This is a genomic window from Gracilibacillus halophilus YIM-C55.5 (assembly GCF_000359605.1).
Lineage (GTDB): Bacteria > Bacillota > Bacilli > Bacillales > Amphibacillaceae > Gracilibacillus > Gracilibacillus halophilus.
This window is the reverse complement of record NZ_APML01000055.1, coordinates 47,772-60,581: the sequence shown is the minus strand read 5'-3', so window position 1 is coordinate 60,581 and position 12,810 is coordinate 47,772. Positions and strand designations below refer to the sequence as shown.

At 40.1% G+C, this 12,810-nt stretch carries 9 protein-coding genes; 7 read left to right on the top strand and 2 right to left on the bottom strand.

The annotated features are described in order from the left end of the window. The 3 genes from J416_RS11500 to J416_RS11490 form a co-directional block, all read left to right on the top strand. The coding region (locus J416_RS11500) for a prealbumin-like fold domain-containing protein (protein ID WP_003472056.1) at nucleotides 1–431 on the top strand (431 nt) is incomplete at its 5' end. Nucleotides 432–704: 273 nt separating this feature from the next. Continuing rightward, complete coding sequence (locus J416_RS11495) at nucleotides 705–2,696, top strand: bifunctional diguanylate cyclase/phosphodiesterase (protein ID WP_003472054.1); 1,992 nt, start codon at nucleotides 705–707, stop codon at nucleotides 2,694–2,696. 17 nt (nucleotides 2,697–2,713) lie between these two features. Beyond that, the gene (locus tag J416_RS11490) at nucleotides 2,714–5,737 is read left to right on the top strand and encodes a hybrid sensor histidine kinase/response regulator (RefSeq protein WP_040513481.1); all 3,024 of its coding nucleotides are present in this window, start codon (nucleotides 2,714–2,716) and stop codon (nucleotides 5,735–5,737) included. A 27-nt stretch (nucleotides 5,738–5,764) separates the two neighbouring features. Here J416_RS11490 and J416_RS11485 read toward each other — a convergent pair whose 3' ends face one another. Further along, complete coding sequence (locus tag J416_RS11485) at nucleotides 5,765–6,907, bottom strand: response regulator (protein ID WP_003472050.1); 1,143 nt, start codon at nucleotides 6,905–6,907, stop codon at nucleotides 5,765–5,767. 316 nt (nucleotides 6,908–7,223) lie between these two features. On the opposite strand from J416_RS11485, the gene J416_RS11480 reads away from it, so the two are divergent. Together J416_RS11480 and J416_RS11475 are read left to right on the top strand one after the other, a co-directional pair. Next, a complete protein-coding gene (locus J416_RS11480) occupies nucleotides 7,224–8,621 on the top strand; it encodes a zinc ribbon domain-containing protein (RefSeq protein WP_003472049.1) in 1,398 nt (465 codons plus the stop codon). 13 nt (nucleotides 8,622–8,634) lie between these two features. Beyond that, entirely contained in the window at nucleotides 8,635–9,408 is a 774-nt protein-coding gene (locus tag J416_RS11475; RefSeq protein WP_040513479.1) for a zinc ribbon domain-containing protein, read from the top strand. 152 nt (nucleotides 9,409–9,560) lie between these two features. On the opposite strand, the gene J416_RS11470 is transcribed toward J416_RS11475, so the two are convergent. Beyond that, on the bottom strand, nucleotides 9,561–10,139 hold the full coding sequence (locus J416_RS11470; RefSeq protein ID WP_003472045.1) for a thioredoxin family protein: 579 nt from the start codon (nucleotides 10,137–10,139) through the stop codon (nucleotides 9,561–9,563). Nucleotides 10,140–10,315: 176 nt separating this feature from the next. Here J416_RS11470 and J416_RS11465 point away from each other — a divergent pair, with 176 nt between their 5' ends. Continuing rightward, nucleotides 10,316–11,620: a pyrimidine-nucleoside phosphorylase gene (locus J416_RS11465; RefSeq protein WP_003472036.1), complete on the top strand. Its 1,305-nt coding sequence runs from the start codon at nucleotides 10,316–10,318 to the stop codon at nucleotides 11,618–11,620. A 14-nt stretch (nucleotides 11,621–11,634) separates the two neighbouring features. Then, nucleotides 11,635–12,810, top strand: a complete 1,176-nt coding sequence (deoB, locus tag J416_RS11460) for a phosphopentomutase (RefSeq protein WP_003472034.1) — start codon at nucleotides 11,635–11,637, stop codon at nucleotides 12,808–12,810.

Here is a 12,810-nt window from a genome sequence, read left to right as displayed (position 1 = left end):
AATCTACTGGTGCGGTTGAATTGACGAAATTTGATCATAAAACAGGTGATATTCTACCGAATGCAATTTTTGAACTGAGGCAAGATGGAAAAGTCATAGAAGAAAATCTTTCAACAAATGAAAATGGTAAAATAATTGTCGATCAGCTTCCATCTGGGGAATATTATTTCATTGAAACAAAAGCACCAGAAGGTTATGAATTAGATGACTCACCAATCGAGTTTACTATTAAGGCAGGACAGACTGAACGAACAAAAGTAGAAGTCGTTAACAAACTGACGAATAAGCAGCAAGAAGGTAATCTTCCAAACACAACAACAAATATATTCAGCTATACATTACTAGGAGGGTTACTTGTGATTGGCGGTATCGGTGCTTTACTATTCAATCGACGTAAAACTCAAAAAGAGCGTCGGATAAAAGAAGATTAGTGCTCAATACCCGAGTGTTATCAGTTAACACTCGGGTATATTTTTTATCAATCCGAAGAGCTGCTCCGCTGCCCTCAATTTGAATTTTTCTAGCGTGGTCTTTGAATTCTTGCTTCAAACTGATAATTCTGGCCTGGCGCACGGGATTCTGGCGTGAGTATGATAATTCTGGCCTGACGCGCGGGATTCTGGTGTGAGCGCGATAATTCTAGCTCAGCACCATAGATCAATTGTTTTTTGTTAAAATATTAGTAGATAGGAGTGGATGACAGCATGATGGCGCAATATAATTTGTATTTTGTAACTCTATCTGTCGTGATTGCTATGATAGCATCTGTGCTTGCGCTTAGTATTACGGGGAAAATTTCTTATGCAATGGGAAGAGGGCGGATTTTCTGGTTGGTTTCTGGCTCTATTGTGATGGGATTAGGCGTTTGGTCGATGCATTTTATTGGTATGATGGCTTTTCGTTTGCCGGTTTCTGTGTCTTATCATGTGATGATTACGATTATGTCCATGCTTGCAAGTGTGGTCTCATCCTTTATTGCTTTTTATATCACAATGCCGCAAAAGGTGAAAAGGTATCGAATTGTCATCGGTGGTTTTATTATGGGCAATGGTATTGCTACGATGCATTATTTAGGGATGGAAGCGATGCAAATGGATGCGAGTTTTACATATGACTTACCGCTTGTTGGTTTGTCTGTATTCATTGCCATAGTCGTCTCTTACGTTGCCCTTTTTTTATTTTTGCGATTTCGTCAGCCTGTGATTTCAAGAAAGTTAAAATGGTTATCGGGCATGTTAATGGGAATTGCGATTTCAGGGATGCATTATACAGGGATGGCAGCAGTCAATTTTGAAACAGAAGGGATCACAGAACAATCGAACGCAACAACTGTAAATCATTTTTTGCTCGTTGGTGTGACAGTTACTATTGCGGTGATTCTGATTGTATCATGGGGCGCGATGTTATTTGATCGACATGTGTTAAGGAAAATGGCCTATCAAGATACAACCACGCCACTACAAAATCGAAATGCGATGCGACAATTTTTTTCTACATATAACAGGGATCAAATCATCGCTTGCTTGTTTCTCGATCTTGATCAATTTAAAGCGATTAACGATACATTAGGGCATCATATGGGGGATCGCTTATTAGAAGATATCGGGGATGTTTTTTATAATATGACAAATGATGATCAATTCGCATTCCGCATTGGTGGCGATGAATTTTTATTTTTGATGAAGTATGGTGATGAACAAAAAGCTATGAATCTAGCGGAGCGGATTATCGATCGGTTTCGCCATCCTTTTTTTATTGAACGTCATGAAATTCATCTGACGACAAGTATTGGCATTAGTATCGGAACCATTGATGCGTCGAATCCTACGAGCTTGCTAGAAGAAGCGGATATTGCGATGTATAAGGCGAAAGAATTAGGCCGGAATCAATTGGCTATTTACTCGAGTGAAATGGGGACGGTGGAAGTTCGAAAAATGGAAATCGAACAAGATCTGCCGTTGTCGATGACGAGAGATCAATTATTTGTGGAGTATCAACCGAAAATGGATGTGAAGGAAAACAGGATCATCGGTGTGGAGACGTTACTTCGTTGGGAGCATCCAAAGTTTGGTGTGATATCGCCTAGTGAATTTATTCCTATCGCTGAAGTTTCTGGGGTTATTGCTGAACTGACGAAATGGACGCTGGAAGAAGCTTGTTCTCAGTGTAAACAATGGCAACGTCAAGGAATCGATCTACCGGTGGCTGTGAATTTGTCGGTGAAATTATTTCAATCGATCAATGTGAGTCAATTTGTTCATCACATATTGACGAAATATCAATTAGATCCGAAGTACTTGGAAGTGGAAGTAACAGAATCAGTGATCTATTCGAATCAAGAGGCGATTTATAGGCAATTGCATGATATTCGTACGCTTGGTGTTCGCGTATCTATGGACGATTTCGGCACAGGGTATTCGTCGATTTCTCTATTAGATTCCTTGCCGATTGATACGTTGAAATTAGATAAATCATTCGTCGATCACATTGAGGAAGAGAATAAACAAATTTTGATTGAAGGAATTCTTTTTATTGCAGACAAACTAGGGTTAGAAGTGATTGCAGAGGGGATCGAGACTAAACGTGATGAAGAAATTGTTAAAAAGCTTGGTTGTTTTGTCATGCAAGGCTATTATTATCGTCAACCGGTTTGTGCGAAAGAATTGGTCGAATGGATTCATCAGAGAAGGATGTAAAGGGGCCTATGCTGCATATGTTGAAAACGCTCGAACAATGTAATCGAAAAAAATGTGCCATATTTGCCATGGGGTTAGTGCTATTATTAAGTCTGATGCGTTTAGGATGGATGATGTATTTTCAAGATGCAGATCATCAGCCTCAAGTCCGTCAAGGGGTGTTGGATTTACGCGATTGGGACGGGATTCAAGAAGAAACCATCCATCTAGATGGGGAGTGGACGTTTTTTCCTAATCAGTTAATCACGGGTAATAACCAAGGAAATGAGGCAGATCATCAGTTGATGCAAGTGCCTAGTAGTTGGTCAAATGATGATCGCTCGCTCTATCGGTATGGTACATATCAACTTAGTATCTTGGTTGATCCCGATGCAAACGACACATTTCGACTGGTCATTCCCAGTGTTCGAAATGCATCTGAATTATATGTGAATGGTCAATTGATTGAATCTTCTGGTCAAGTAACGAAGAATGTTGCGAATTTTGAAGCGAAAAATCTACCATATACAGCACCGTTGATGGCGAATGACGCTGGTGTAATTGAGATCATGGTTCAAGCTGCTAATCAGATGAATCCTAGCGAAGGGGGCATGGTTCGGTCGCTCACGTTTGGGAAAGATTCTGTTGTCCGAGGGGAACAGCACTTATCTTATTCATTTCAATTGGTGTTAATGGTAGCGTTTGTGATCCATGCGTTGTATGCGTTGGGGTTATTTTTCGTAAGTGGCCGTAAGTGGACGTATATTTATACTTCTTTTTTGATTTTATGTGCGATTACGACTCACTCACTGGGGAGCGATGAAAAACTATTAGCTTCTTGGTTACAATTGGATTTGGAATGGAATGTGAAGCTTTCGAACTTAGCATCTACGGGCATTATTTTTTCGTTATGGATGATTCTTAAAGATTTCTTTATCAAATATATGCGGATTGTGCATCTATTTGTGATCGCTATGACGTTGGTGTCGGTTGCTTTGATCTTGTTTCTCCCGATGCAACCCTTAGAACAATTACAACAAATTTTCAGTACGTTTTTAATCGTTGCGCTACTTCTCGCTATTGTTTCACTTTTTTTAAACAAGCCGCGTTCAGAAAAAGATACGATTTGGATATTCATTGCATTACTCGCGTTATTTCATAGTTATATTTGGTGGGGGATATGGATTGAGCAAGGAATAGACATTATGTTCTATCCGTTTGACCTTTTGATTACAATCGGAAGTTTTACTGTCATGTGGTTCAGGCAATATTTTGACATGTATCTTCAATCAAAAGAACAAGCGACCCGTTTACAGCAAGTGGCTGAAGAAAAAGATGAATTTTTAGCGAAAACATCCCACGAATTACGGAATCCGTTACATAGCATGTTGAATTTAACTCAAACGACGTTAGAAAGAAATCAAATGGTGATCGATCAACGAAGCATGAGGGAATTAGAAACGGTCTATACCGTCGGACGAAGATTATCTTTATTAGTAGATGACTTACTTGATATGGCCCGTTTAAAGATCACAGAGCCGACGATTGATTGTCGCGCGTTTTATTTTCAATCAATTATTACTGGTGTGATCGATTTGTTTCAGTTTACGATCGATCAAGAAAAAGTCCAGCTCAAAAATGAAGTACCAGACGATTTACCGCCTATCTATGCGGATGAAAATCGGATGATTCAGATTTTATATAACTTGATTCATAATGCGGTGAAGGTGACTGAGGAAGGTGACATTGTCATTCGTGCGACAAAAGACCGAGATAAGGTTATATGTACTGTGATAGATCCTGGGTATGGAATGGATGCTGAAACTATAGAACGTGTCCTTAAGCCATATGAGCAGGAGGATCCGTCAGAAGGTGTTGGTCTAGGTATGAGCATAAGCAAGCAATTAATTGAGTTGCATGGTGAGAAGATGAACGTGAAATCGAAATTGCATCGAGGAACAGAAGTATCTTTTTCATTGTCCATTAGTCACGAAGCCCCAGAAAATGAAGAGTTTTCGTTTACGCTTGATCAGCGATTTTTTGCCAATGATGCTTTCCAAATAAAACAGGTGCATGAATCGATTGAAAAGGCGAACATTTTAATGATTGATGATGATGTTTTGAATTTACAAGTCATTGAATCTGTGCTGTCAGACGAGGAATATGAGATTACTTTTGTGCAACGAGGTGATGACTTTCTGGATCAAGTTCATGCGAGGCGATGGGACCTTCTCATATTAGATGTGATGATGCCACAGTTTTCGGGATACGATTTGACACAGAGAGTGCGTGAGCGGTTTGATAAGACAGCATTACCGATTTTGTTACTGACGGCACGAAATCATCCTAAGGATATTGCGACGGGTTTTCAAGTCGGGGCGAATGATTATGTGACGAAACCGGTTGATGCGAAAGAACTACGAGCCAGAGTGTCGAATTTAATCAATACCAAACAATTAACCGAACAACAGTTAGAAATGGAAACGAAATGGTTGCAAGCGCAAATTCAACCACATTTTATTTTTAATACATTAAATTCGATTAATGCGCTAAGTACCATGGACACACGTCAGATGCGCGAATTGGTGGAAACGTTTAGTGAATTTTTACGAACGAAATTTGATTTTCATGCTTATCAACAATTGATACCGATTGCTGAAGAACTAGCGATTGTAGAATCATTTCTTTATATTGAGAACATCCGCTTTGGGGCTAAATTAAATGTTCAATGGTCTGTTGAGATTGATGAATCATTCTTCATTCCATCTTTAACGATACAGCCTATTGTGGAAAATGCCGTCAAACATGGGGTTATGAAGCAATCGGATGGTGGAACCATTGAAATTAAAGCATTTCAGAAACACGATTATTTGCGCGTGATCATTAAAGATGACGGTGTGGGTATGGATGATGAGACAATCCAATCGAGTATAAAAGGAGTAGGATTCGACAATACCCATAAACGATTGGTCAAGTATTTTGGCACAGGTTTACAAATGAAAAGTCGAGTCGGCGTAGGAACGATCGTCGCTTTTAATCTTTATAAACGACCCGAATGCTAACAGTTAACATTCGGGTGGCTCGGTTATTTAAGTGAGTTTTTGTTTATTGGTTTGCTTCCATTCTTGATACCATTGTTCTACTTCGTCACTCATGGATAGGTTAAATTCATCTAAAGCGGTAGACAACAAATGGTATTGATGTTCGACTAATATTCCATAATTGTTTATGTCATGGATTTTCATTAGAGCAAAATGAACGTTTTCGAGTTCTGGAACGATGTCTGAAATTTGAACATACCAATTCGCAGCCTTTTCATAAAATTGATGGGTATAATAACAGTCGGCGATTTTTAACGCATGTTCAATCCAAAGTTTTTCGATTCGAAAACGTTCAGCTTCTGCCCATACATAATCTAGATTTTTTAGATAAGCTCCTTTGTATAAATGCAAGGTTTGTTCGTGCTGATAAATGGTTTCGCTATCTATTGTTGGCATGTTTGTCAGTGCAGTTTCCCATCGTTCTTTATCAATCGTCGTATGCTCATATAATATAAGCGCATAAGCGTTTTTACGATTTACAATGGATAAATAGTTACAGTATTTGGATAGAGCTTGTCTGATTTGATAAATGGTGACATACAGTAACGAATCAGCTTTTTCAATTTCTGTATGATCAAGAAGAAGTTCAATTAATTCCGACTTTGACACACTTTGATCATGATGATGAAGTAAGTATAAGAATAATTGTTTGGCATTCGCAGTACGCCAAGAGATGACTTCAGGCTCTTCATCGTCCATTTGAAATGAAAGTTCACCTAAGACATGAATGGTTAATTGTTGAGCGTCAGCTTGTATTTGATCATTTTTATGTCTGATAGAGTGTTCAATTCGTTCGATTGTTTTCTTTAATCGATCAAACTGGACAGGTTTTAATATATAATCGAGTGCATTGAGTTCGAAGGCTTGAATGGCATATTCGTCGTAAGCCGTGACGAATATAATGGGGATACTTGGTTTGATTTCAAGTATTTTTTCTGCCAATTCGAGCCCGTTGATGTCAGGCATTTTTATATCGAGAAACACAACATCTGCTAACTTGATTGTTTCCTTTATGGCTTCGACATCTGTGTGTGTATACTTGCCGATGATGGTCGTATTTTCTAGAGCGTTCAGCTGATGCTCTAAGTAATCTAACGCGAGTATCTCATCATCAAATAGTATGATATCCATCTCATTTTCCCCCATTCTAGTTAAGGGATATTCCACAATTCCCTAATGCATGAATAATTTTACATAATAAAAGACGTGATTTCAATGATCATGGGGAAGTGTTTGATGTTAGATGGAGTGGATGTTGCGAGAGGTTAGGATTCTGGCGTGACGCGCGGAATTCTAGCGTGGCAGAATTAATTCTGGTGTGACGTGCGGAATTCTGGTGTGACAATTATTTTTCAGGTGTGAGTGTGAGCACTTTATTCTATGAAGTATTGTTGGTATAATAGATTCGGTTTTGAGTATAAAGTCTTAGTAAGAAAGGATGGTGTCATTGAAGTTTTGTAAAAATTGTGGTCATGAGCTGAATGAAGAAGCGAAATTTTGTAAGTCTTGTGGTGCGCCTGTTGACAGTTCTGTACCTAATCATACGCAACATGAACCCGTTCAAGAGAATTCAACCCCAAAAAAAGCCAAAATGGATAAAAAGAAATTATGGATTATATTACCGATTATATTCGTAGTTTTGGCTGGTGTATTTATTGGTGGTTACTTTCTTGGCGAGTCGCTTTTCGGGAAACAGTCCCAGTTAGAAAATATTAGAACAGCGATTGAAACGAATGATGAGGAAGCATTAAAGAGCTTATTGACCTCGGAAAATGGTATGCAAGACACCTATTACCATGAATTCGCAAGCTATTTTCAAGATCATCCCGACCGATTAGATCACTTGATATCTGATCTTGAGAAGGAAATGAATGAAGAAGGTGACGCTTCGGCATTGATTGATCCTGTGGAAGAAGGTAAGACATTTTATCTGTATCCGCAGTACCATTTTGAAGTCGAACCGGTAACGATTATGGCATCAGCGAATTTTGAACAGACAGAAGTACATATTCCTGGTTATGAGGCGTTTCAAACGGAACAGGCGGGTGAGCAAATTCCGGTTGATGTGCTGCCAGGAAAGTATACCGTCACGTTCTTACATAGAGAAAAGTATGGTTCGTTTGATCAAACGGTGACACTTGATTTTTGGCAAGCGAATCAAGATCAATTAGAAGCATCGGTTGCGTTTGAAGGGAATGTCGTCGAGATTGAATCGAATTACCCAGAAGCGGAGTTAATCGTGAATGGAAAAGCGCAAGGTACGACGATTGAAGAAACGTCTTCGTATGGGCCTGTCACTTATGACGGGACAACTTATCTTGCGGCGCTGCTTGAATTTCCTTGGGAGACGTATTATTCCAATGAAGTGACGATAACAAGCCCATCCCAACAAAAGGTTGCGTTGGAATTTGAATGGGTGGAGGATGATCTGAAAGAAGCTATATATAGCCGAATTGCACAACATACCAATGAATGGATACAAGCCTATCATAAAACGTCGATTCGTGAGTTTACGGTAATGAAAAATGAAGAATATTTGGAAAGTACTCGTGCGAATTTTGAACGTATGGAGAACGATGATAGTCATTTTGAAGGAGATATTGAGCGGATTCGTATCGATGACGGAAGTTTTACTTTTGAAAACACTACCGCATCAGTGATTGCGGAATTAGAGTTTTATTCTGGATATTATGAATCAGGTCAGTATGATGAATTGGAACGTTCTCGTGACACATATTATTGGCTATATGAATTCGAGTATGATCAAGAAGCAGGAAACTGGTTTATTATGAACAGTGAAGAATTATCAGATTTTGAAACAGACGATATCATAAACTATGAATAAAGGAGCGATCATGATGATTACTTGTGAGAATTGTGGTAAAGAACAATCACCAGGGAATTTTTGCGAGTCGTGTGGTGCCCCGTTAGAAGCACAGACGGAGCGAACCGTAACAGACAATCAAACCTTGGAAAAAGTGAAACAGCAATCAAGTCAATATTGGGCATATGCGGTGGAGCGTATAAAAAATCCAACTATTGCTTTGAAAGATGGTAGTGAATCTTTTGCAAATGCAGTGATTACAGCGATACTGTTGCCGTTGTTTCTATCTATTTTACTTTATGCGCTAGCCAATAATGTTGTCCAGCAACAGATGAGTATGTTTACAGATGGAAGAAGTTTACCCTTCTTTTTAATTGTAAGTCGGTTGTTTATTTTCTTTGTCATTTTACTTTTTACAGGCTTAATAGCGTCTGCGATTTCTTTGAAAATAGCGAAAAATCGGACAAGTTTTCAAATGTTATTCACACGTTTTAGTGGCTTGCAAGTACCTTATACGATGGTGTATGTGGTATTAGCTCTACTTGCGTTAGCGGGGATTTTCTCGCTGAATCTAAACAGTTTTGGTAATAATGTACCGATGTTTGTCCTATTAAATGTAATTTTTGTTATTTTAACAGTGATTCACCCAGTGATTTTGACGTATTCTCATGTAAAACAAGAAGAGCATCCACACGCTTATTATATGACCATTCTTTCATTTGTGATCAATCTATTGATTCTTTATATATTCACATTTGTATTATTGGACGGCATGCTACGATCTTTAGAGCAAATGTTCATGTGGTAGTTTTGAGGCGCAGGAATCCCCTGCGTCTCATTTTACGAGTCCAGACATGTTGATGAGCGATGAGATACGCTCTGTCAGGTGCGATGGGATAAGAAAAAGTGGTATCAGTGTAAAAAAAGGACGCGGGAACCCCCTGCGTCCTTTTTCTAACTTTATACAAGATCACATGCTTCTGGTGGCATCCAGTGTTTATCTTTACCTTCCCATTTCACGTTACAGCCAAGTGGGTTGGTGACAGGTGTTGAGATGTCATTCCCTGCTAAATGTTCAGAAAGTGCATGTTCTAAATCATTCACGGTTGCTTTCTCTGATTCGCGCGGGTTGTCGATCGCACGTCCTGTATAGATCAGCTTGCGATTTTGATCAAATACATAAAAATGCGGTGTGCGTAATGCCCCGTAAGCTTCTGCGACGTCTTGTGATTCATCACGTAAATAGGTCCACGGGAATTGATGCTCATCCATTCGTTCCACCATTTTTTCGAATGAATCTCCTGCTTTTGTGTTCACACTATTGGAATTAATACCGACGAATTGAACGCCTTGGTCGGCGAATTTTTCAGCGGTGGCGCGCGTGACTTCGTCAGAACCGATCACATATGGGCAATGATTACATGTAAAAAAGACAACTAATACGTTGGCATTAAAATCTGCTAAACGATAGGTCTTTCCGTCTGTAGCAGGTAGCGAAAAATCTGGTGCCTGTTCACCGATTTGCAATGTAAAAGCCATGGAACACTCCTCCTTATCTGCTATTCTACGAAAACGATATCAGAAAATGACCACCATTTCAATGATTCTACTAGGGATGGAGCGGTATGATTTTCACTTGACTTGTTGGACGTCTAACAATTATAATCAAATTAAACGAAATGAAAATGCTTGCAAAAATGAAAGGGTGATGATGGATGCGGATGATAGATGTGATTGAGAAGAAGCGAAATGGTGAAGAATTAACGAAAGAAGAGATCGATTTTTTCGTTGCTGGTTATACCAATGGAGAGATTCCGGATTATCAAGTATCAGCACTGGCGATGGCGATATATTTTCAAGATATGACAAAAGATGAGAGCGTTTATTTAACACAAGCAATGGTAGCGTCTGGTGATCAAGTCGATTTATCCGATGTAGCAGGCATCAAGGTCGATAAGCATAGTACAGGCGGAGTCGGAGATACGACGACATTAATTTTGGCACCGCTTGTCGCATCAGTGGGTGTGCCGATTGCTAAAATGTCAGGACGCGGATTAGGTCATACGGGTGGTACCATTGATAAGCTGGAATCAGTCGAAGGGTTTCAAGTAGAGCTTGATGGTGATACGTTTAACAAGCTCGTTAATCAAAATAACATTGCCGTTGTGGGCCAAAGTGGTAACTTGACGCCTGCTGATAAAAAGTTATATGGCTTACGCGATGTGACGGCGACCGTCGATTCGATTCCGTTAATTGCGAGTTCGATCATGAGTAAGAAAATGGCTTCTGGAGCTGATGCGATCGTGCTAGACGTGAAAACAGGGTCTGGCGCTTTTATGAAAGATGTAGAAGGTGCGAAGGAGTTAGCACAAGCCATGGTTCAAATCGGCAATGGTGCCGGTCGAGAAACGGTCGCTGTCATTTCAGATATGAATCAGCCGTTAGGTTTTGCTGTTGGCAATGCGCTTGAAATGAGAGAAGCAATCGACACGTTAAAAGGCAATGGACCAAAAGATATTGAAGAACTGTGTCTCACATTAGGTAGTCACATGGTTTATTTGAGTCAACAGGCGGATTCCATTGAAGAAGCGCGAGAGAAATTAAAGGAAGCGATTGAATCCGGAAAAGCTGTTGAAACGATGAAAACATTTCTTGCGGCACAAGGCGGTGATGCATCGGTTGTGGATGATCCGTCGAAATTACCAACAACTGCTTATACGTTTGAGGTAGAGGCGACAATGGATGGCTACGTGTCAGAAATTGTGGCTGATGAGATCGGAATCGCGGCTAGCATGTTAGGAGCCGGCCGTTTAACGAAAGAATCGGATATTGATTTAGCCGTTGGTGTCGTCTTAAATAAGAAAATCGGTGACAAAGTGAAAAAAGGTGAATCTTTAGTGACGATTCATAGTAATCAACAAGACGTCTCAGAAGTGAGCGAGAAAATGAGACAATCGATTCAACTTACGAAAAATGAAACACAAGCACCATCACTGATTTATCACGTGATTACTGAATAGGGAGGTAGGAAGTCATGGATTTTCAACGTGTGTTTTTGATTGTCATGGATTCGGTGGGCATAGGCGCCTCACCAGATGCGGCGCAATATGATGATAAGGATGCAGATACATTAGGTCATATTGCCGCGGAGATGAACGGGCTTCATATGCCGAATATGGGGAAACTCGGCTTAAGTAATATTCAGCACATTCCAGGCATCGCGTCGTCAGAAACCCCGTTGGCGCATTATACGAAAATGCAGGAAGCCTCAAGTGGCAAGGATACAATGACTGGTCATTGGGAAATTATGGGGTTACACATCGATACACCGTTTCGCACGTTTCCGAAGGGGTTTCCCGATGAAGTCATTCAAAAGCTCGAACAAAAAACAGGACGAAAAGTCATTGCCAATAAGCCTGCATCAGGAACAGCGATTATCGATGAACTAGGCGAACAGCATATGCGTGATGGCAGCTTAATTGTGTACACGTCAGCTGATTCGGTGTTGCAAATTGCTGCGCATGAAGAAATTGTCCCACTAAATGAGTTATACGACATTTGCGAATATGCGCGCGAATTAATGAACGCTCCAGAATATATGGCCGGACGTGTGATTGCGCGTCCATTTGTAGGGGAACCCGGCCATTTCGAGCGGACGTCGAATCGCCATGATTATGCCTTGAAACCTTTTGGTCGAACGGTGATGAATGAATTAGAAGATGAGGGATATGATGTGATCTCGATCGGCAAAATTGCTGATATTTATGATGGGGAAGGCATTACGCAAGCTTTTCGCACAACGTCCAATATGGATGGCATGGATAAGCTGCTTACGACGATGGACATGGATTTTACGGGGTTAAGTTTTCTCAACCTTGTCGATTTTGATGCGAAATATGGTCATCGTCGCGATCCGATTGGCTATGGTGAAGCGCTCGAAGCGTTTGATGCGCGGCTTCCAGAAGTTTTTGATAAACTAAGATCAGACGATTTACTCATGATTACTGCGGATCACGGTAATGACCCTGTACATCATGGGACAGATCATACACGTGAATATGTGCCGCTACTCGTATATCATCAAGGGATCAAAGAAGGATCGCACTTATCGTTGAGAGAAACGTTTGCAGATATTGGTGAAACTGTGGCAGAAAATTTCCATGTAAACAGCCCGAAAAACGGCACAAGTTTTTTACATGAAGTAAAGTGA